Source organism: Paenibacillus sp. FSL F4-0122, assembly GCF_038002845.1.
Classification (GTDB): domain Bacteria; phylum Bacillota; class Bacilli; order Paenibacillales; family Paenibacillaceae; genus Paenibacillus_AQ; species Paenibacillus_AQ odorifer.
The window spans coordinates 968420-988829 of record NZ_JBBODI010000001.1; the positions used below are offsets into that span (position 1 = coordinate 968420).

The following is a 20410-nucleotide window of genomic DNA, read 5'->3' on the forward strand; positions in this document are numbered from 1 at the left end:
CCCTCCCTTGAGCAGAGATTTTACTTATCCTGAAGCTTGGTCAGCATAGCAGAAGCATCCTTCTTATCCATGTAAACTGCTGATCCACTGCCCTCAGGGCCCCCTTTAAATTTAGCTCCGAAATAACGCATCAGGTCGACCGTACGAATAAACTCAACAGGCTCAACAATGATAGACTGGGCTTCAACAGTTGGTTTAGCCTCATCCGATAGAACCTTATCAAGCACAGGTAAGCTCAGCAGACGGTTTAACTCGGTCTTTACTCTCCGTCCTGTAAGGCTGTGAGCATAACGCATAGTTCCTGGCATATTGTCCGGAATCATGGTAGACGAATGGCCCAGTTTAAGCACTGGCAAATCACTCTTCTCTGATACTTCACCGGGCAACTCTATTGTCACGCCAGCACTGCCAGCTTCTCCACCGAATAATGAGGCTAGCAAGGCATCATCCCCAATTCTCCAATAAAGGGAGTCATACTCACCAGCCATGTAAGAACCAGAGACCTCCTTGTGACTGTTGTCCCAGTTGTAAGCCGCCCGCTCAGTAGCTCCTGAGGCCACTTGCAACAGCATGGACTTCTGATAGCTATACAAGCAAAAAAACAAAAGAAGCATCGTAATAAACATGACGATCGGCAACAGAAGTGAAGCTTCAATGGTAAAGCTGCCTTGATCACCCTTAAGCTTGTTCAATCGAATACTTCCTGGCTCTTTTCACCCGCCGTTTTAATTAAGGCTTCTACTACCTCTTGAATTTTGTCCTTAAACAAAAGAACAACCGCAATCAAGACAGCAATAATCAAAATCATCTCCAAAGTTCCTAAACCTTCCTCGTCTTCCCAAAAGTTCTTCATACTGTCCAACATTGTTGATACCATCAGCTTCAGCCTCCTACATTTTTAACATCAAAAATGCTGGCGTTCCCACCAGTACAATTACTATTAAAAAGATAACTACCATCGGGAAAACTAATTTGGAGGATGCCTGCTCTCCGCGCGTCCGGCTAAGTGCCTTTCGTTTATCCCACAGCATCCGCGACAGATCACGTAGCGATAGCACAAAATCCGCTCCACCTCTGCGATAATTCAGCAGAACTGTCGTTGTGAATACCGATATCTCCTGCACAGCGCATCTCTTACTGAAATTTTCAAACGCCTGCTGGAAGGAATATCCGCCCTCCCATTCACTAGTCATAATCATTAGCTCCTTATACAGAGGATGATTCATATCCCCTCGGTGGCTTTCCACACAGCGAATAATAGCTCGTTGCACGGTCTCTCCTGCGCCAACCAACAACACAATACTGTTCAGCAGCTCTGGCAATTCGAGCATAATATTCTGCTCCCTTACCCTCACCTTTTTGTGCAGATCACTGACCATAGCGGTTGGTAGAGCAATTGCCAAAAATAGACCCAATATCATACCTGCCTGTTCGCCACTAAATGCTGTAATCAAACTTCCACCTACAAGCAACAGCCAGCTGTAACTTATCATCTCACCCATGAACAGCAGGGTCCGCTCTGCGCTATAACGCATCCCATAACTGCGCTGTAGAGAACGCTGAATTCTGAACAGCAGTGAGGGAAACCGACTGGCGATACCACTCTTCTCAATAAGCAGTAATAACGGTTCGCCTAACTTCCGAAGCCGTAATCCTTCCATAGGAAGACTGCGTAACGCGACATATCTGTTGCCGCATTGAATTCGCAGTAAAACCCAGACTATCAGCAAAATAACAGTAACCACCGCACATAGCCAGCGCATGTTTTCACCCCCTTCACAGTGGAATGTCCATTATTTTAGTAGTCCAGAGATAACATAGGAATAAAGCAACAAGAGCTAATGTCGATATGGCTATACCCGCTCCTGTATACATTGGCTCCATATAATCTCCAGCCGTCAAACTCATAAACATCACCATGATCAGCGGAGATATCAGCAGTGCCTTAGCCTCAAATTTCTTCTGAGCAATACTTACAGCAATATCCTGCTGAATATCCAGCTTCTCACCGATAATCGTTGATGTACGGCGCACCACTTCTACAAGATCACCACCAGTACGTTTACAGACCGAGAACACATCCGCGAATCGCTCGATGTCCTCCATTCCCGCTCTTTCACTAAAGTTCCGCAGCGCTTCTTCCACAGGCTGTCCATATTCCATGCGTGCACAGATAATGTTTAACTCGGAGATCATATCACTGCTTCCCTCCGGGTCGAGCATACGTAAATCCTGAACCGCCTCTCGGAATGCATTCTCCACCGAACGCCCAGCTGAAAGGGAGGAAGACAGCGAAAATAACGTCTGCTTAAATTGTAAATTCAGTGCATTTCGACGTCTTTTCAGTAGATAGTTACGCAGTATATGCGGGGCATAAGCTCCGCCCGGCATAAGCAGCAACGACAGCAGCCAATGATGATAAAAAAGATATCCAATTCCATACATCAGCAGTCCACCTGCAATAAAGGTCAGAATCCTCTGCAGCAAGGTCAATTCGTATACCTTATAATCTGGTAATAACGAAGGACCGTCAGGATCCGCTTCTACAGGCTTTGCAGCAACAAATTTAAACTTAAGCATGACCTCCCCCCTTCTGGAATTTTGAATCTCTATTGAGCCAATGGATAGGAGGTTACACCAGCCATCCTAAGCTTCGTTGTATGCAACAATGGGTTACCACAGGGAAGCAGCCCCCCTTGCACCCTTCCCTCTCGTTCACCAGCTTCTTGAAATTCATATAAGGGATTCAAGATCACTTCCCCGTCTTTCAACCCCGCAACCTCACTGATCTCCATCACCCGCCTGGAACGATCACGGAGACGGGATAAGTGTACAAAGATATCAATTGCCGATGAAATTTGCTGGCGAACAACAGCTACCGGAAGCTCCGCAGCACTCAGCACCATCGTCTCCAGTCGACTGACCATATCGTGTGCGCTGTTACTATGGCCCGAAGACAAGCTTCCATCGTGTCCGGTGTTCATCGCCTGCAGCATATCGAGACATTCCGCTCCCCGTACCTCCCCCACAACAATCCGGTTGGGGCGCATTCGCAGGGAAGTACGAATCAAATCTCGGATGGAAATCTCCCCTCTACCTTCCGTGTTGGCATTCCTGGTCTCCAGTGAAACAAGGTTCGGCACGGTTACAATCTGCAGTTCAGCGGAATCCTCTATCGTAATGACCCTCTCCTGTGGGGGGATATACTGAGATAACGCATTAAGAAAAGTAGTCTTCCCAGAGCCGGTCCCGCCACTAATAAAAATATTGTATTTAGCAGCCACTAAAATTTGCAGCAGCTCTGCGGCTTCCAAGCTTAAGGCTTCACGACGGACTAAATCCTGCATCGTCATCGGTGTTTCTGGGAATTTACGAATAGTCATCGCTGGGCCTTTCAGAGCTACTGGCGGAAGCACGATATTTACACGCGATCCGTCTTTTAGCCGAGCGTCAACGATAGGAGAAGAGTCATTTACAACCCGGTTCACACCGGATACAACCGTCTGGATAATATCCTCCAACCTGCTGCTGGACTCAAATTCCAAATGAAGGCGACGAATCTGACCCTCCTCTTCTACAAAAATCTCAGTATGGCTGTTAATCATAATCTCAGTGATCGACGGATTATCCACTAAGGGCTGAAGCACATCCAACCCTCGAAAAGAATCGAACAATCTCTTCACGAGCTCATGTTTCTCCTGTGCTGTTAAATAACGCAGATTTTCGCTGTCCAAAATTGTCCTTTCAATATATTGGGTGAGTTCACGATTTCCAACTGCAGAAGTAACATCTAATCCTGCCCGGATGTCACTACGAAGTGCCTTAAACATTTCCTCATTCATGTAAACCCTTACCAGTGAATACTTGCGGAAGCGACGGTTCTATAATCTGCTTGCACAGCTGTAAGATCTCCCTTTGGAATTGTGGTGAGTTCAGAAAAAGCTCCTCACGATGCTGCAGTGTCCAAGATGGGATATATGGAAGTACACCTTCAACGGTTATCCCTTCGGGAGGTGCCCACACCTCCAAACCATCTGCAGCAAAATTCACTGCAAATCTACTTTTATCCATCACTTGGGAGGGCATACCAGAATTAGGAGCATTACAATGGGATAGCCATCTCATGGTCTTATGAATGCTTACCTCATCATTTCTAACTACCCACAATAGAATTCCGCATTTATGTAACACAGCTTTGGCACGTTCTTCTTCAATACTGCCGGTATCTACAATCACTACGTCAAAATTCCTTTCGGCAACCAACAGCCCCAATAAATCTAGCGTATCCTGCGTAGTCATCTGCAGCATTTCTTTTACATTAATAATTGGCCTAAATGCAGCGCTTCGAAGGTGATCATACCTGATGACGTATTGTCCCAAATCAATCGTATCGGCTCCGCCCTTATCTCGACTAGCTTTGATTTCATAAAGGAGCCGCTCTAGTCCAGGCGTATCCCCTGCAGGGGGGCGCAAAAATAATCCACTGCTGTCCACACTTTCAAGATTCAAATAAAATACCGAAAGCCCCATTTCACCTAGCTGCTTAGCCATATTCATAGCTACTGTGGTTTTGCCCGTGTTCCCGCTTGAGGAGACGATACCGAGCAGCAGCGTTTCATCTAATACAGAGGAACCTCTAGCTCGTTTCACTTCACATAGCTGAAGAAATGCTCCCAGCAGAGAAGGCAGCGCCTGATACTTCGCAATCATAATGCCTCCAGCCAAGCTCTTAGAACTCCTGCTAAGATAAGCACCCTCCTCACTCAAAACTGCCCAAGGCACCTTATTTCTTCCCTCCACAAGCCAAGCCTCGATAAAAGTAACGTCACCTACAACAGCATCCGGCATATCCTCTCCCCTCATAAATTCGATAAAAGCATCCAGCCGGCTAAAAGCCGTAATTCGCAGCATTTCTCCATACTCACTATGATGAAGATAGTGTAGCAATGGTTCGATATATTGGCTTTCACGCACTGCGAGTACAATCCTTGCCGCCATAAAACCTCTCTCCTTTCGTAAGAAATTTATAAATATTATCAAAAAAAAGACAGCAAAAAAGCACCGACAATAACCGTGGATACGGTACATTGAACGGTGCTTCCGTTACTATCCCTTTAATTTACAGCTATAGTAGCATATATATAAGAAGGCAGCAATAAGTTTTTTCGCACATCAAGTGGTTTTTAGACTCTCATCGTATCTTCGCGCCAATTCTTGATGGCAGACCGGATATCGGCAGGACTAAGCTTTTCCTTCACCGCCCGCTGACATAGTGCCGGAAACTCTTCATCTCCTGCATACCGAAGCGCAATAATCTGAGCTAATTCAAGCTCTGGATTTAATGCTTCACCTGTCAATCGGAAATACCGGAACTGCTCCTCCACCCTCACTACTCGATCCTGATTTTTTGTCGCATAAATTCGAATTCGAGTAATCGCAAATAACAGGCATAGAGATAAACCAAATAATAGCAAGGGCACTGTTAAAGCACCATCATCACGTAACACCTGAACGACATAAATTCCCGACCATACAAATATAATCAGCGCAAGCGGCATAGTTACAAAATGATAAGGCCAATCAAAACGCATAAAACCTTTAGGTTTCCCCTTATTCATAATTCATCTCCATATTTATTTGACTTATATATTACTGAAGCTTGGTCTCTCCAGGTATAGCCACGACAAATGGTTTTCTAGTATCGTCCCAAGTCAGAGACTGTCCTGAAACTTTAGTAGTTCCATCCGCATGAACCATTCCATAAATAATCTGACTTCCCCAAACACTCGTATAAAAAGAGGCATAAGATGGAGCTAGAACAGGTGCTTTACCATATTCCTTCGCAACTGGGTAACCGAATATCGCGGTAAAATCTTTATTTGTAGCCTCTTTGGACATATCCAGATCAGCTTCCCAAACTACTTTTACAATATTATCCTTGATCTCATAATACTTTACGAAATGTCCATACATTATAAAATAACCATCAGATCTGCCTTCAGGAAAATAATACGTCATGGACAATGCTTCATTACCACCCGTCAATTTGGAGGGTTCTCTTTCTTCAACCGGGAATTGCAAAGCAGCTATGCGGGAAACAACTAAGTCATTACTATTATAATTCTGCACAAGTTTAGCATTGGCCCGTTCCTGAACCCAGACTGTATTCGTAGCAGCATCTACTGTTACTCTCGCTCCAAGAGCCTCCGCAATAAATCGCAGGGGTACCGCTACTCTTCCATCCACTATTTTGGCCGATACATCCAATTGTACAGCTTCCGAGTTCTTCCAAGCCGTCCGTGAACCAACCGTAAGCTTAATCTTCATAGAATCTCTAGCAATCGTAGCTTGCTTGGTATTGGCATCCCATTGAATAGAAGTATTCTTGAATCTTTCAAAAGCTTTCAGCGGAACCAGCGTCTTCCCCGACACGATTTGCACACCAACATCCACACTTGAATTGTTCACCATAATACGAAGCTTGGGGGCAGCTGAGGCCGTACCGATCATACTTAAAGATAACAACATGACTATAAAAAGCAGAAGCCCTTTCCGTTTCACTATTCGTTCACCCCTAGTCATAATATGAAAAAACTATACCAATTTATAGTTTCATTATAACATTCTCCCAGATTATGGTTTACAAAAATCTCCGTTTGATCTCTGGGGTAGGGAGCATACACTGCTCATCACGTCCGAACCAACGATAGCGGTTCTTAGCTACATACCGATAAAGGGCATTGCGCAATGGGCGTGGTACTAAGATGAACACGTATGCGGCAGGCCAAGGAAATCTCAATTTACGGGCAATTCTTAGCACAGCGGCCGACTCTGTATAATACACTCCGTTCTCCAGTAAAATCACCGTGTTTAATTGTCCAGGCTGAAGTCCGGACTCTTTCATTAGATTTGCCGCAATCTCATTCTGTAAAGGTGCGAATAGAAATTTAGCCTCGGGGTCACGCGGGATAATGAAACGAACTACCCCCTGGCAAAGATGACACACTCCGTCTATCAATACAATGGACTTATCTTTCATAAGGTTCAGTTCTTCGTTCATGGCTCCCCCTCCGTCTTAAAGGCGTAAATTTCTGCTTTTTTGGGTAAACAAAAACGCGGGATATCCTCCCGCGCCATCAAGTGCCGTTCTTTAATTATTCTGCGATTGCTTTCTCAATCCATTGATCCCCGATCATTTGCCCTTCGAAATCAGCAGTGAATGCCTCCATGCATTTGCAGATGAAATCTTTGCGGCAAATTGGACATGGAGTTTTAAGCAGGCGGCTGATGTTCGTCATTTTCCATTCCGGAAACCGATGATAAAACGCGCGGCACTCCGTTCCATCAGCAAGCTTGATAATGAACTCGTACAATCCTTCCTTATCGTTGCTGCTGGCTTTGGTCACATTCGTAATATTCGGTCTGTAAGACATCTTCATCACCCATTATTTAAATTTTTGGTTGTAAATTGCACACGCAGGCACATTCTCAGATACTTAGACATATTAAAGAATTTTAAGGGTGATGTCAACCAAAGACGCCTAACACGGCAGCTATTTATTACTCTTTTATGATTTACGTCTCTATTTAGCCATTATTTCCATAAAATATATACAGATACATTTAATCAACAATCTTTAATTCAACCTCGATATTACCTCTGGTTGCTTTGGAGTAAGGACAGAATTCGTGAGCCTTCTTCGCCAGTTCCTCTGCTTTGTCATGCTCAATCCCTGGCAGCTTCACATCCATTCTCACAGCTAGTCTAAAGCCTCCATCACTGTCATCCTTCCCAATGGACACATTACAAGTTACCTCCACGTCATGGAGTTTCACGCCCTCTTTACGAGCGATATTCGCGAGTGCACTCTCGTAACACGCTCCATAACCAGCCGAGAATAATTGCTCTGGATTGGTACCAGAACCTCCCGGTCCTCCAAGCTCTTTAGGCATGCTTAGATTATGCTTTAACACGCCATCCGAGGATTCAATGGAGCCTTCACGACCGCCATGGACTGTTGTAGTTGCTGTGTATAATGCTTTCATGAGTCATCTTCTCCTTCATCAAGCTGTATTGGTCATGCTCATACTTTATACTTTAAACAACAGGTATGATTTGAAACGAAGATGAGGAATGATTCATAATACTTTCTTATTTGGCTCCAGACCATAAATAGTGTACAATTAAATTGTTAAAAACTTAAATTAACTATGGAGGTGTCATCCATGAGTATTTATGATTTTGAGGTCAACACTCTTAAGGGTGAAGAGGAATCATTGTCAAAGTACAAAGGTAAAGTACTCCTGGTTGTGAATACTGCCAGCAAATGTGGATTTACTCCCCAGTATAAAGGTCTTCAGGAAGTGTACGAGAAGTTTAAGGACCGCGGGTTCGAAGTATTAGGATTTCCAAGCAATCAATTTGCTGGACAAGAGCCTGGCGAAAGTGATGAAATTGCGGAATACTGCGAGATTAATTATGGGGTAACCTTTCCTATGTTCGAGAAGATTGATGTAAAAGGTGATGAAGCACATCCATTATTCAAATACTTATCTAAGGAAGCCCCTGGTGTCTTAGGCTCAAAAAACGTGAAATGGAACTTTACGAAGTTTCTAGTTGACCAAGATGGCCGTGTTCTAAAACGGTTTGCTCCTAAAACCACTCCACAGCAGATCGAATCCGATATTTCCAAGCTTTTAAAATAATTCTTTAGTAAAAGGATACTCACCACATCACACAGCCCCCCCCTGTTGTTATGCGGTAAAGTATCCTTTTCAACTTGAAAGAACGTCATAATATCGCTATATATCAGCACCCTTTAATCTCTTGGAATATTTTATAATATTGTTGGAATATTTTTTCTGGGAGGGATAATCGGTGACTGTTCAACTGCTTGATATACCCGAACTAAATGTTATTGGCTGGGCAAATGTAAACTCATCCGGGGAGCCATACGCGAATCTTTGGGAATATGTTTTTGGCGAGCTGGATATTGATGCAAAATTTGATGCTATACCCACAAAAGTTCAAAGCAGCGGTTGTTATCTCGGTCTATTTCAGAATCGTACGTCCGTGCCTAAATTGTGGGAGCATACCGCATGGGATACTGATTTTTTCCTTGGTGTTGAAGTCGAGCAGTTAGATTGTATCCCTGAAGGCCTTGTTCATAAGAAAATTTCTGCGTCTACCTATGCTATATTTACTGCAAACGGTTTCCCTCAGTTGGCTTTTCAACACACCTGGAATTATATACATAATGAATGGCTGCCGGATTCCGGTTATAAGTTCAACCCTGATGGAGTCTTTTACATCCAATACACGGAAAAGTCCGGTCCGGATGATGAAGGATTCGAAGCCAATCTATGCGTGCCGCTTGTAAAGAAGTAGGTTATGTGATTGAGGAATGTACAAAAAAAGAAGCCTTGCATCGCAAGGCCTCTTTCTTCATTCTGTATGCGGTAGAGAGGACTCGAACCTCCACGGGTATACACCCACTACCCCCTCAAGATAGCGTGTCTGCCATTCCACCACTACCGCGCGGTGTGTTAAACATAGAACATAAATTTGTTTGAGGTCAACATTCATTATTATAAATGTACTTTTCTCAAAAGTAAAGATGCAGATTTTAAGATTCTTCGTCGACCATTTTCTGTTTACGATATTCAGCAAAAGCTATATATTCCTTGATAAAATTCTTTTCTGCTGGAAGTAATTCATCTACTCGGCTTTCCGATAGCTGAACATCACTCAAATCATAGTCTACGCCGCTCTCTCGTACAGTATCCGGTGTATCTTTGCCGAGAATAAGCCAGTCCAGACTAACATGAAAAAAATCACCGATCTCAATCAGCTTATGTGTTCCTGGAGTAGTCTTCCCCCGCTTCCAATCTCCCATATTACCTGTGCTGATATTTAACTGCTCACAGAATGATTTTTTGGTCAAACCTTTCTGCTTAATCAGGTATTCTATACGTTCGTATATGGTCTGCATCGGTGAATCGCCCTCCATCTAAAAATAAATTACTTATTTACGTAATTTCCTATTGCAAAATAACGTAAAAAAGTATATAATTAGTATTGTTATGTATTATCCGATTATATCATATGGCTGGAGTGACGATAAGAGGCGACTCAGGTGACAAGTATCTGTTAGAATACCGTCTGGCCCCCTTTGTTAACTTATCATCCTGAATGATCTCTAGGAGGGAGCGGTGACTTTTGTCAAAATGCTTATCATCTTCCATTATCCATTCACTTGAAGCTTTACCGCACAATGCGGTGGTGATCAACAGTCATGGGATTATCCAGTTCACCAACAGTAGGTGGAAGGCCTTTAGTCATGAATATGGTCTTTCTACTAATAAGAAATGGATTGGTGCGTATTACTCAGAGCTCATGCAAGATGTGATTATCGATCCCGATCAATGGGCCAAGCTTTATGAATCAGTGAAATATATACTCCGCAGAGAGCATCAGGTTTATACTTCCGAATTCTCCATACAAACCGCTAATAAAGGGAAACGAATCTTCCGTTTGGAGATCTATCCATTTCTCTCAGATCCGCACCCAGAAGCCACTTTTATAATTTCACTATATGATGTGGGCCCCTATAAAGAAGAACCTCTTCATCCGGAGATCATAAACCTCCGTTCAACCTTACCATCATCTTTTGAGCTAATCCCAATCTGTGCTTCCTGTAAATGTATTCGTAATCCCAAGGATGAATGGATCACCATTGAACATTTCTTAAAGCATCAGCTTTCTTTGCAATTCACCCATGATATCTGCCCAGACTGCATAAGACAGCTCTATCCCCAGTATGCTGGGGCTTTTAAGAGATGACCTGAGGCCACTGAATTTCACTTCTGATCTTATAAAAAAAAGTAAGAAATCCTCTGCGAACAAAGGGTTTCTTACTTTTTATTTGTATGCGGTAGAGAGGACTCGAACCTCCACGGGTATACACCCACTACCCCCTCAAGATAGCGTGTCTGCCATTCCACCACTACCGCATAATATGACCCGTATGGGATTCGAACCCATGTTACCTCCGTGAAAGGGAGGTGTCTTAACCCCTTGACCAACGGGCCATGCTTTACAAGTTATTTTCTTGTCACAACAAAAATGAGTATATCAAACCATAAGAATTTTGACAAGCCTTTTTTCAAAAAAAAGTTTAAACTAAAAGAAACGCGCACCAATAAAGGTACGCGCCTCTAATCACAACGCTTATGGATTTACTTTTGCCTCAAAGGTTTGTACTCCATCTACAAATTTTAGCACCACAGCTGCTTTTACCGGGTCATGCGTTTCATTCATTGTGATTTTACCCGTGGCCAGTAGTAAATCCTTCGTCCCCGCCAGTGCAGCCTTCAGCTTCTCAGGTTCTGTGGAGTCTGCACGTGTAATCGCGTCTGCCACTAGTTTCACAGCATCATATCCAAGCGCAGCCATCCCATCTGGAACAAGATCACCGTTAGCAGCCTTGAAGGCATCTACGAACGATTTTACTTCTGGCGAGCTATCTTCAGGTGAATAGTGATTGGACATAAACGTATTGTTTAGGGCATCCGCTCCGGCAATCTCAGCCAGTTGAGGTGAATCCCAGCCATCCCCGCCCATAAACGGAACGGTGATCCCCATTTCGCGAGCTTGCTTTACGATTTTGCCGACCTCCTCATAATAGCCTGGAAGATAAATAACATCGGGATTAGCTTCTTTAATACGTGTTAATACAGCTTTAAAATCAGAATCTTTTTGTTGATAGGATTCTTCGCTTAAGATAGAGCCACCGTTCTTAGTAAACGTTGCTTTAAAGAAGGTCTGCAGCCCTTTGGAATAATCGCTTGAAGCATCCGTATAAATAACAGCCGTCTTCGCTTTAAGTGTATCCTTAGCAAAGTTAGCCATTACTTCACCTTGGAAAGGATCAATAAAAGAGGCCCGGAATACCCATTCGTTCAAATCTCCAGTACGTTCATCAACTGTCACTTTGGGATTGGTGGCTGAGGAGCTAACCAGCGGGATGCCTTTTTCTTGAGCAACGGGAACAATCCCGAGTGTATTCGTAGATGTAGTTGCACCGATAATAGCTACAACTTTATGGGTAGTAATCAGCTTTTGCGCTGCGCGTGTCGCCTCTTCCGACTTGGAGGCATTATCCGCTTCAATCAGTTCAAGTTTTTTGCCTAGTATTCCACCTGCGTCATTAATTTCTTTTACCGCCAGCTTTGCCCCTTTGAGTGCAGAATCACCGAAGGAAGCCTGGCCGCCTGTAAGCTCAAGGTCTGCTCCAATCTTGATGGTCCCTCCGCCAGCATTCCCACCTTCAGCAGTAGTGTTGTCTGTCTTGTTCCCACAGCCTGCCAGCAATCCACCAGCCAGTAACGCAATCAGCAATATGGCCCCGATTTTCTTCATCCTCTTCCAGCCTCCCAAAATAAATAATTTATAGGTTCTTTCTGTGATGCTGTTATGAACTAGCCGATGAATTAATGTCCCAGATAAGCCATTCTGATCTCTTCCGAATCTGCCAATTCCTTGGCATCTCCCTCAAGCACCACTCTGCCCGTCTCAAGAACGTAAGCCCGATGAGCAATTTTAAGCGCCTGATGAGCATTTTGTTCTACAAGAAGCACTGTTGTTCCAGAGGCATTTACTTCCTTGATGATCCGAAAAATATCCTGAACGAGTAATGGAGCAAGCCCCATCGAGGGTTCATCTAATAATAAAAGCTTGGGATGCCCCATCATCGCACGCCCCATAGCAAGCATCTGCTGCTCCCCGCCGGATAATGTGCCGGCAAGCTGTTTTTTTCTTTCTAAAAGACGCGGGAAGGTGGAGTAGACCTTGGCAAAATCAGCAGCTAAGCTGCCCGAATCTTGTAAAAAAGCTCCTAGCTCCAGATTTTCTTCCACAGACATATTAGCAAATACACGCCTGCCTTCCGGACAATGAATAAGCCCCTGTTTTACGATGGACTGAACACTCTGATTCGTAATAGATTTATCCATGAAATCTATACTGCCTGTTTTGGGTTTCAGCAGTCCCGAAAGCGTCTTAAGCAACGTGGACTTGCCTGCTCCATTTGCGCCGATTAGAGTCACAATCTCGCCTTCTTTTACATTCATACTTAAATCCTTCAAGGCATGAATCGCCCCATAATATACATTGATCCCCTGTACGCTAAGCATGGTCCACTACGCCTCCTGTCCCAAATAGGCTTCTATGACTTTGGGATGATTCCGTATTTCAACGGGCGTACCTTCAGCAATCAACATTCCGCGATCCAGCACATAAATCCGGTCACACACCCCCATAACAAGGGACATATCGTGCTCGATAAGCAGGATCGTCAGCTCAAACTCTTCACGGATCCAGGCAATAAGATTCATTAGATCCCGAGTTTCATTCGGGTTCATCCCTGCGGCTGGTTCATCCAATAGCAAAAGCTTAGGTCCTGCTGCAAGCGCGCGTGCAATTTCCAAACGCCTTTGATTTCCGTAGCTAAGATTCCCGGCACATTCATCACATTGATCGGCAAGATTAAATATTTTGAGAATATCCATAGCCTTTTGCGTAATTCCGTTTTCTTCTGCAAAATGCTTAGGCAGGCGGAGCATGGAAGTGAACATCGAATGTCTGGCATGCTGATGAAATGCGATCTTAACGTTATCCAGCACCGTCATAGAGGTAAACAGACGAATATTCTGAAATGTCCTCGCTGCCCCTTTTCGGTTAATCCGATAAGGCTTCATCCCGCCTACTGCCTGATTGCCGAGGATAATATCGCCACTGGAAGGCGGGTATACACCTGTCAGCAAATTAAAAAGGGTTGTTTTTCCCGCGCCATTAGGTCCGATGAGCCCAATCAACTCACCTTTATTAATATGGAGGGATACCTCGTTAAGCGCCTTAAGCCCGCCAAATGCACGACTCGCTTGTTGAACATCAAGAAGCACTTCCACTGTTGATGCTGTCACTTGGTTTGACCTCCTTTTTAGACCATTTCAAGAAAGAAAAACCCGTGCTGCCAAGCAGCCCCTTAGGCCGAAAAATCATCATCAGAATTAGAATCGCCGAGTAAATAATCATCCGCAGCTCCGGATATTCCTGAAGCACCGTGAAGAGCACCGTCAGTACAATCGCACCCACGATGGCCCCGCTTGTACTTCCTAGTCCACCTAACACAACCATGACTAGAATTTCGAATGATTTTAGAAAATTAAAGCTTCCAGGATTGATGACGTAGAACTTATGAGCAGAGAGACCACCCGCTATTCCCGCAAATAATGCTCCAAGTGAAAAAGCAATGACTTTGTACAAAGTTGTATTAATCCCCATCGCTTCAGCAGCAATTTCATTCTCACGAATCGCTATACAAGCCCGGCCGTGAGTGGAACGTATAAAGTTATTGATCACAACAATCGTGACCAATGTGAACAGAAACATAATCGTCCAAGTCGTTTGATTGGGGATGCCGCTTAGACCTGAAGCTCCGCCCACATATTCTGTATTGAGCAGGACAATCCGGATAATCTCACCAAATCCCAGCGTAGCAATCGCCAGATAGTCTCCATTCAGCCGCAAGGTCGGAATCCCGATTAGCACACCGAAAAATGCAGCAACCAGTCCAGAGATCACTAGCGCCAGCACGAATGGCATATCAAAGTTCAAAGTTAAAATGGAAGAAACATAAGCACCAATGGACATAAATCCAGCATGCCCGATTGAGAATTGCCCCGTTATCCCATTAATCAGATTCAAAGACACCGCCAGCATGACATTTATACAAATTAGAATTAGCGTAGACTCCATGACATCATCAAATATTCCCGTTGTTAGAAGAACTTGAATAATGATATAAAGCATGATAGAAAAGACAATGCCTATCCAAAATGACTTATTTATCTTCTTCATACGGCATCTCCCTACACTTTCTCGCGGACATTTTTACCAAATAGCCCGGATGGTTTAAAGATAAGGATTAGGATGAGTACAGCAAATGCCACACCATCACGCCACGAAGAATATCCCAGAGAAGAAACCTCTGTCTCGACTGTGCCCAGCAGAAGTCCCCCTACCAGAGCACCAGGAATACTGCCAATGCCACCTAAAACCGCAGCCACAAAAGCTTTAAGCCCCGGAAGTACCCCCATCATCGGATCCACTGAATTGTAAGTCATTCCGAAAATAACGCCTGCTGCTGCCGCAAGTGCAGATCCTATAGCGAAGGTGGCTGAAATGGTCCGATCTACATTAATCCCCATCAACCGTGCTGCTTCCATATCAAAAGACACGGCCCGCATCGCTTTACCAATCTTTGTTCGGTGCACAATATACTGAAGGATAATCATCAAAATAACCGTCGTCCCCAAGATCATGATTTGATTGGAGTCCACCTGAATCGAGGAACCAAACAAGTTGTATTGCTGCTTATTAAGAATCTCCGGAAATCCTTTAGCCTGAGGACCAAGCACAAACACACCGCTGTATTCCAGCAAAAAAGAAACGCCAATTGCAGTAATCAACACAGCGATTCGCGAAGCTTTTCGTAGAGGTTTGTATGCTAGCCGTTCGATTGACATCCCCAGCAACGCACTGATTGTCATAGAGATCACCAATGAGATAAGTAAGACCAGTATCGGAGAAAGCCCTGCTGAAGCCAAGTACCTGGCACTGAACAATCCAATAAACGACCCAACCATAAACACATCCCCATGGGCGAAATTGATCAATTTAATAATCCCGTAAACCATGGTGTACCCAAGTGCGATCAGAGCATAGATGCTCCCTACAGAAATCCCGTTAATTAACTGTTGAATGAAATACTCCATCGCCGTCCCCCAATCCCCATATTTATTTTTAAAAACACCTTTCTTTAGCTTACATTCATTTTCATCGTTTTATGTCACTTATATTAACACAGTACTATACATGCGTCAGTAAAATTTGTGCTTTTTACTATAATATTCAATATTTTATGTTATATTACATAACATATCGAGTTAATTCTTTGGGATGTATAAAGATAGAAATTGGGTAAAGAGAAGAAAACAGAAGAATTACGGAGATTTTTAAAGTTTGATTTTCAGGGGGGAGTCTTTGATTTTACCTACAGATTGCATTTAAAGATAAATAATATAACATTTGTCTCTTTCGACGTGTGTTTTTCGAGTTTATTATGAGTTACCGGTCAAGTTGTTTCTCTATTTTTGCACAAAAAAAAGCTCTGTCCCACACAATAATGGAGTGAGAGAAAGCTAATTATGGTGGTCAGCTCCATTATTTGCACTTCCGTCCCGAGTCAATTACTCATCATTATCTTTTTTAATTCTTTAATCTGCATCATATGATGTAGGTCATGCGATATAAAATCCTTTAAATAGGACTCAAAGGAAAACCTTCCGTCCACATATTTGTCTGAGTATTTCCCCTCTTTAAGACTACTTATACAATCTAATATTAAGTTACGATACTTCACAGTCAATTCTATTAATTCGTCTTTGGTTTTTGTCTTACCATATGTAACAGCATCATTATTGAATTGATCGAAATCAATAAGTTGAAGTGTTATTGCTTTATCGCATGCTATCGGTTCGATCGTCGATTCATAGAAGTATTTATCCCATAACAAAATATGACTAACAACATCATGAATGGTCCATTTTCCTTCAGCGATGGGTGTTTTCCAATCTAAATCAATAATTTCTAAAACAAATCCATTCCATTCCTTAAACTGATTTAGCAAATCTGATCTGTTATTCATTGGCACATCTCCTTTTTTGGTAATCATCAAAATTCTAACAAAATCTCTTTAATTCATTCCTATATAGTTCATAGTTCGCTTCATCGAAACATATAAAAACAATCTTATTTATTTCCGACTTATTATGAATCATTGAGTTATTTATAATTACATCCATCTGAAATCCCCCCCGAAGTATATTAGTTGCGAACAAGTATCAAGTGCTGATTGACATTCAAGCGGCTTAAATCACCCTAGGAAACAGTCGTTAGCATTAGACTCGTGGGGTTGTCCACCTGGCTAACTCTTCTTCAAACCTTTACCTTCTATCGAACCAACACCTCGTGGTCCACAGCGTGAACGTATTGTTCGCAGATATCTAGCTTTTTCGGAGCTACTAATATGTTCTTCAGCATCCAGCTATTTTTTATATATGTAATCGATAAATCCTTGTCGTATCCATTCACCTTCAAACTTTCTTTCCAGTACTCGATCTTCTTTGTATATTAACTGCAAATCATCAAACATAGAATCTGCTTCATGATAATCATAATAAGAGTGTATTACGAATTCATCATCTTCCATCTGTTCAAACTGATTATCCCCCAAATCAACTCCATCGCCGACTCGAAAATCCTTTAGGGTTAAAAAATTTACAAATAATAATCCATTAGGTTTTAGAACTCGTTTCATTTCATTTATCGCTTTTTTTACATCTTGTTTTCTCATATGAAAAATAGAGTTATACGAATACACAAAACTCATTGACTCATCACTTAGCGCCAACTGTCTCATGTCGCCTTGTTGTATATTTAGAATCTGTCCCCTTTCAGTTGCGAACTGATTAGCTCTTTTAATTTGTTCGTCATTCATCTCAATTCCGTTTGTACTGTATCCATAGTTCGCAAACAAACTTAGTGGAGGTGAATCCCCTCCCGCTCCGCAGTCTAATATGTTTTTTTCCATACCACTTTCATTGCATAATGCCAAAAATCTGTACAAGGGGATCTGCTTAAACAGTTCCATGTTGGTTCCACTCCTTTGATCATGTAGTAATTGAATTTACTCATAGATCTTTCCCATATAAATTATTTGAGCACATCTTATTGAATCCCCGCAGTTCCAAATGTCTCTCTAATAACTTTTTCGTATTCATCCCATTTAAAGCAAAAAGGGCCTATATCAATAGCCTTATTACCGGATTCTAATTTGAAATCTCTCCATATAATAAGATCCCCTTCTCTCTCAATAAACACTGATATAAAGCCACATTCTTCATCGCCACACCAGGGACAGACTAATATTGGGTACCTGCAGTACAAATATTCATGCATTTCGTTTAACAAAAAATAGTTAATCATTTTCCTTTGATGCTCTTCACTACCCCACCCGAGGGAAGGAACCCTATCATATTTTTTTAACATTTGGTAAAGAGATCTACCATCAATTATTACGTCGGCAAAAATAGTATTTTTATTTCCCTCTTGATCCGGATCAAAACTATCATATCGGCTTGACGGTTTTGTTTGTATTTGATTTATAGTTTTCATGCTCCTCCTTTAAACTCTTCACACTTATCAAATAAACATTCGATCCCTCCACACCATTCCCCTTCCAAAATATTGAATTCACCGTTTCTCAGAATCGCATATAGCAACCGAAAAATAAATTCACACAACAAAAAAGAGCTCCCAGAATGGAAGCTCTTCTTATGTAATTCAGAACGGAGAGAGTGGGATTCGAACCCACGCACCGCTTACGCAGTCTAACCCCTTAGCAGAGGGTCCCCTTATAGCCACTTGGGTATCTCTCCATGAAAATGGCTCCCCGAACAGGACTCGAACCTGTGACAACTCGATTAACAGTCGAGTGCTCTACCAACTGAGCTATCAGGGAACATTACAAGTGAACATGAATTAATTTATCATGATTTCAAGGTCTAGTCAAGCGGGCAAAATAATTTTTGTGATCGTTTTCAAATTTATGCTATTATTCGGCCGCTTGCTAGATTTTTTAAAGAGATTTCCATCCCTCTCCGTCTATAGACTACACCATTCTCCATCCTGCGAAAGCTGTACCCGATCCCCCAACGATTCCTTCTCTAAATGAGCTTTTAGCTTATCTCGGGTAACCAAACAATGGTTAATGGCGTCCATGTGCACAGCAATCACTTTAGTAGAAGGAGCATATTCACATAGGTCTACGACATCCTGCTCATTCATTGTAATATGGCATCCGCTTAAAAACTGCGCACCACCAGCATTCACAACGGTCACCTCAGGTTTAAAAACATCCAATGCCATTTTCACCTTATCACACCAAATCGTATCCCCAGCCACATATAGAACAGGTTCGCCTTCCGCCTGAAACACAAACCCGGATACCTTACCCATAAGTTTACCAGTCACTCCAGTGCCATGCCGTCCATCAGTACGTGTTATAGTTATTCCATTAAACGTCAGAGAACCGCTAATTTCCGTGGTATGCTCAAACCCCTGCTTCGCTAATTTATCTCCATCTCCTTCCTGACATAATAGTGGTAGATCATGCGGCAACAAAGAAATGGCAGCAGCATCCCAATGATCCTGATGAAGATGTGTGACAAGAATTGCATTAGGACTCAGCCATTGTTCTACGGCTCCCGGTAAAGGAACGAGCGGATTGCGGCGATCATTGTCAGTATTAAAAATAGGTGGATTAGCACCCTGTTCACTCAACATAGGATCAATTAAAAATGTACTGCCACCATACTCTAGCCATAGGGTCGCGTTGCGAATATGCTGTATTTTCATCGGAAGCCCTTCTTTCTTTCAGATATCTTCTGCTACAATTAATTATAGTTGGACCTTGAAACAGAATACATTGAGATTGGAAAAAGATTGGCCTGTTCTACTTTCACGCAGAAAGGATTTTAGATAATAATGAGTTCTTATTTTATAGATGATGTGGATTTTCGCATCCTGCAGCTTCTAATTGAAGATTCCACGATCAGTCACAAAGATATTGGGCAGCAAGTGCATATGACCGGTCAGGCTGTGGGCGCACGTATTCGCAAAATGCAGGACACCGGAGTGATTGAAGGCTACACGGTACGCTGGAATCCGGATAAGGTTGGGGAGACTATTCATGCCTTTATTACTGTGTTTTTGGGTTCGAATACGGTTCACCCAGCCTTTCAGACATTCGCAAAGCAGCATGATAGTGTAAAAGAAATACATAGGGTCAGCGGAGAAGGCTGCTACTGGATACGTGTTCGTACCGGAAGCCAAGAGGAGTTGAATAGTTTTCTCGACGAACTGCTGAAGTTCGGAAATTACAGAGTCAATCTATCGATGGGAAAGCTGAAATAAGGCTGCATCGGAATCGGATATGAAGCTACTATCGGACCCAGTTGACCTTAAACTCAGCATAATCGCATATTTGGCATACTATCGGACCCCATTGCCTCTATTGGCACGAAAAACACCAAATATGAGCCTCTTTCGAACGAATAGCGTCACTTGAGTCCGAAACCCTGCCCAAAAGGCTAAAAACTTGCCAATAGCGTCATTGGGGTCCGTAAGCCTCAGCCAATGATAGCTCGGCGATGTTGGTGTTGGTGCAGGTGTCGATGTTGGTGTTTATGCAAGTGATTGGGTTACTCAAAGTCAATGAGCTTTCGC

The 20410-nt window shown here is 42.9% G+C and carries 25 protein-coding genes and 5 tRNA genes; 4 read left to right on the top strand and 26 right to left on the bottom strand.

The genetic code is table 11. From position 1 onward, the window contains the following. Positions 1 to 20 precede the first annotated feature (20 nt). The 11 genes from MHH49_RS04050 to MHH49_RS04100 form a co-directional block, all read right to left on the bottom strand. Complete coding sequence (locus tag MHH49_RS04050) at positions 21 to 692, bottom strand: TadE family protein (RefSeq protein ID WP_094902977.1); 672 nt, start codon at positions 690 to 692, stop codon at positions 21 to 23. Beyond that, positions 689 to 877: a Flp1 family type IVb pilin gene (locus tag MHH49_RS04055; RefSeq protein WP_036681690.1), complete on the bottom strand. Its 189-nt coding sequence runs from the start codon at positions 875 to 877 to the stop codon at positions 689 to 691. Before MHH49_RS04055 ends, MHH49_RS04050 begins: the two co-directional genes overlap by 4 nt. 13 nt (positions 878 to 890) lie before the next feature. Continuing rightward, entirely contained in the window at positions 891 to 1763 is an 873-nt protein-coding gene (locus MHH49_RS04060; protein ID WP_326048256.1) for a type II secretion system F family protein, read from the bottom strand. A 13-nt stretch (positions 1764 to 1776) separates the two neighbouring features. Further along, the gene (locus MHH49_RS04065; protein ID WP_326048255.1) at positions 1777 to 2580 is read right to left on the bottom strand and encodes a type II secretion system F family protein; all 804 of its coding nucleotides are present in this window, start codon (positions 2578 to 2580) and stop codon (positions 1777 to 1779) included. 29 nt (positions 2581 to 2609) lie between these two features. After that, positions 2610 to 3842 (bottom strand): CpaF family protein, encoded by a 1233-nt coding sequence (locus MHH49_RS04070; RefSeq protein WP_076224663.1) that lies wholly within the window; start codon positions 3840 to 3842, stop codon positions 2610 to 2612. After that, the gene (locus MHH49_RS04075) at positions 3835 to 4998 is read right to left on the bottom strand and encodes a hypothetical protein (RefSeq protein ID WP_051491201.1); all 1164 of its coding nucleotides are present in this window, start codon (positions 4996 to 4998) and stop codon (positions 3835 to 3837) included. Before MHH49_RS04075 ends, MHH49_RS04070 begins: the two co-directional genes overlap by 8 nt. A 185-nt stretch (positions 4999 to 5183) precedes the next feature. Beyond that, on the bottom strand, positions 5184 to 5618 hold the full coding sequence (locus MHH49_RS04080) for a DUF6526 family protein (RefSeq protein ID WP_036681683.1): 435 nt from the start codon (positions 5616 to 5618) through the stop codon (positions 5184 to 5186). Positions 5619 to 5649: 31 nt separating this feature from the next. After that, on the bottom strand, positions 5650 to 6561 hold the full coding sequence (locus MHH49_RS04085) for a copper amine oxidase N-terminal domain-containing protein (RefSeq protein ID WP_076272106.1): 912 nt from the start codon (positions 6559 to 6561) through the stop codon (positions 5650 to 5652). A gap of 79 nt (positions 6562 to 6640) precedes the next feature. After that, a complete protein-coding gene (locus MHH49_RS04090) occupies positions 6641 to 7060 on the bottom strand; it encodes a thiol-disulfide oxidoreductase DCC family protein (RefSeq protein WP_038569098.1) in 420 nt (139 codons plus the stop codon). Between the two features lie 94 nt (positions 7061 to 7154). Then, positions 7155 to 7433 (bottom strand): hypothetical protein, encoded by a 279-nt coding sequence (locus MHH49_RS04095; protein WP_036681678.1) that lies wholly within the window; start codon positions 7431 to 7433, stop codon positions 7155 to 7157. Between the two features lie 190 nt (positions 7434 to 7623). Then, positions 7624 to 8046: an organic hydroperoxide resistance protein gene (locus MHH49_RS04100; RefSeq protein WP_036681676.1), complete on the bottom strand. Its 423-nt coding sequence runs from the start codon at positions 8044 to 8046 to the stop codon at positions 7624 to 7626. A 180-nt stretch (positions 8047 to 8226) separates the two neighbouring features. On the opposite strand from MHH49_RS04100, the gene MHH49_RS04105 reads away from it, so the two are divergent. Continuing rightward, positions 8227 to 8706: a glutathione peroxidase gene (locus tag MHH49_RS04105; RefSeq protein WP_036681674.1), complete on the top strand. Its 480-nt coding sequence runs from the start codon at positions 8227 to 8229 to the stop codon at positions 8704 to 8706. A 172-nt stretch (positions 8707 to 8878) separates the two neighbouring features. Continuing rightward, positions 8879 to 9388, top strand: a complete 510-nt coding sequence (locus MHH49_RS04110; RefSeq protein ID WP_076224655.1) for a GyrI-like domain-containing protein — start codon at positions 8879 to 8881, stop codon at positions 9386 to 9388. Positions 9389 to 9455: 67 nt separating this feature from the next. Here MHH49_RS04110 and MHH49_RS04115 read toward each other — a convergent pair. After that, a tRNA-Leu gene (locus tag MHH49_RS04115) sits at positions 9456 to 9538 on the bottom strand. Between the two features lie 88 nt (positions 9539 to 9626). Next, positions 9627 to 9992 (bottom strand): helix-turn-helix domain-containing protein, encoded by a 366-nt coding sequence (locus MHH49_RS04120; RefSeq protein WP_036681672.1) that lies wholly within the window; start codon positions 9990 to 9992, stop codon positions 9627 to 9629. Between the two features lie 227 nt (positions 9993 to 10219). Between MHH49_RS04120 and MHH49_RS04125 the strand changes: the two genes are divergently transcribed. Beyond that, positions 10220 to 10843 (top strand): hypothetical protein, encoded by a 624-nt coding sequence (locus MHH49_RS04125; protein ID WP_051491199.1) that lies wholly within the window; start codon positions 10220 to 10222, stop codon positions 10841 to 10843. 87 nt (positions 10844 to 10930) lie between these two features. Here the strand turns inward: MHH49_RS04125 and MHH49_RS04130 are convergent. The 13 genes from MHH49_RS04130 to MHH49_RS04190 all read right to left on the bottom strand — a co-directional run bounded on the left by MHH49_RS04130 (position 10931) and on the right by MHH49_RS04190 (position 19540). Then, positions 10931 to 11013 (bottom strand) — tRNA-Leu (locus MHH49_RS04130). A 6-nt stretch (positions 11014 to 11019) separates the two neighbouring features. Continuing rightward, positions 11020 to 11091 (bottom strand) — tRNA-Glu (locus tag MHH49_RS04135). 139 nt (positions 11092 to 11230) lie between these two features. Then, a complete protein-coding gene (locus MHH49_RS04140; RefSeq protein WP_076224652.1) occupies positions 11231 to 12421 on the bottom strand; it encodes an ABC transporter substrate-binding protein in 1191 nt (396 codons plus the stop codon). A 71-nt stretch (positions 12422 to 12492) separates the two neighbouring features. Next, positions 12493 to 13194, bottom strand: coding sequence for an ABC transporter ATP-binding protein (locus tag MHH49_RS04145; RefSeq protein WP_326048245.1), 702 nt, complete (start codon positions 13192 to 13194; stop codon positions 12493 to 12495). Between the two features lie 6 nt (positions 13195 to 13200). Continuing rightward, positions 13201 to 13983 carry an ABC transporter ATP-binding protein gene (locus MHH49_RS04150; RefSeq protein ID WP_036681664.1) on the bottom strand — a complete coding sequence of 261 codons (783 nt, stop codon included), beginning with the start codon at positions 13981 to 13983 and terminating at the stop codon, positions 13201 to 13203. Next, entirely contained in the window at positions 13952 to 14920 is a 969-nt protein-coding gene (locus tag MHH49_RS04155) for a branched-chain amino acid ABC transporter permease (protein WP_076137616.1), read from the bottom strand. Before MHH49_RS04155 ends, MHH49_RS04150 begins: the two co-directional genes overlap by 32 nt. Positions 14921 to 14931: 11 nt before the next feature. Further along, on the bottom strand, positions 14932 to 15837 hold the full coding sequence (locus tag MHH49_RS04160) for a branched-chain amino acid ABC transporter permease (RefSeq protein WP_036681658.1): 906 nt from the start codon (positions 15835 to 15837) through the stop codon (positions 14932 to 14934). 470 nt (positions 15838 to 16307) lie between these two features. Beyond that, complete coding sequence (locus MHH49_RS04165) at positions 16308 to 16769, bottom strand: DinB family protein (RefSeq protein ID WP_326048240.1); 462 nt, start codon at positions 16767 to 16769, stop codon at positions 16308 to 16310. A 399-nt stretch (positions 16770 to 17168) separates the two neighbouring features. Beyond that, complete coding sequence (locus MHH49_RS04170) at positions 17169 to 17774, bottom strand: class I SAM-dependent methyltransferase (RefSeq protein ID WP_036681653.1); 606 nt, start codon at positions 17772 to 17774, stop codon at positions 17169 to 17171. A 77-nt stretch (positions 17775 to 17851) separates the two neighbouring features. Then, the gene (locus tag MHH49_RS04175; RefSeq protein WP_076106957.1) at positions 17852 to 18298 is read right to left on the bottom strand and encodes an oxidoreductase; all 447 of its coding nucleotides are present in this window, start codon (positions 18296 to 18298) and stop codon (positions 17852 to 17854) included. A gap of 174 nt (positions 18299 to 18472) precedes the next feature. After that, a tRNA-Ser gene (locus MHH49_RS04180) sits at positions 18473 to 18561 on the bottom strand. A gap of 7 nt (positions 18562 to 18568) precedes the next feature. Next, positions 18569 to 18644: transfer RNA gene (locus MHH49_RS04185), tRNA-Asn, on the bottom strand. Between the two features lie 143 nt (positions 18645 to 18787). Next, positions 18788 to 19540 (bottom strand): MBL fold metallo-hydrolase, encoded by a 753-nt coding sequence (locus MHH49_RS04190; protein ID WP_340012018.1) that lies wholly within the window; start codon positions 19538 to 19540, stop codon positions 18788 to 18790. Between the two features lie 129 nt (positions 19541 to 19669). Here MHH49_RS04190 and MHH49_RS04195 point away from each other — a divergent pair, with 129 nt between their 5' ends. Beyond that, on the top strand, positions 19670 to 20098 hold the full coding sequence (locus tag MHH49_RS04195) for an Lrp/AsnC family transcriptional regulator (protein ID WP_076277914.1): 429 nt from the start codon (positions 19670 to 19672) through the stop codon (positions 20096 to 20098). Positions 20099 to 20410: the final 312 nt, after the last annotated feature.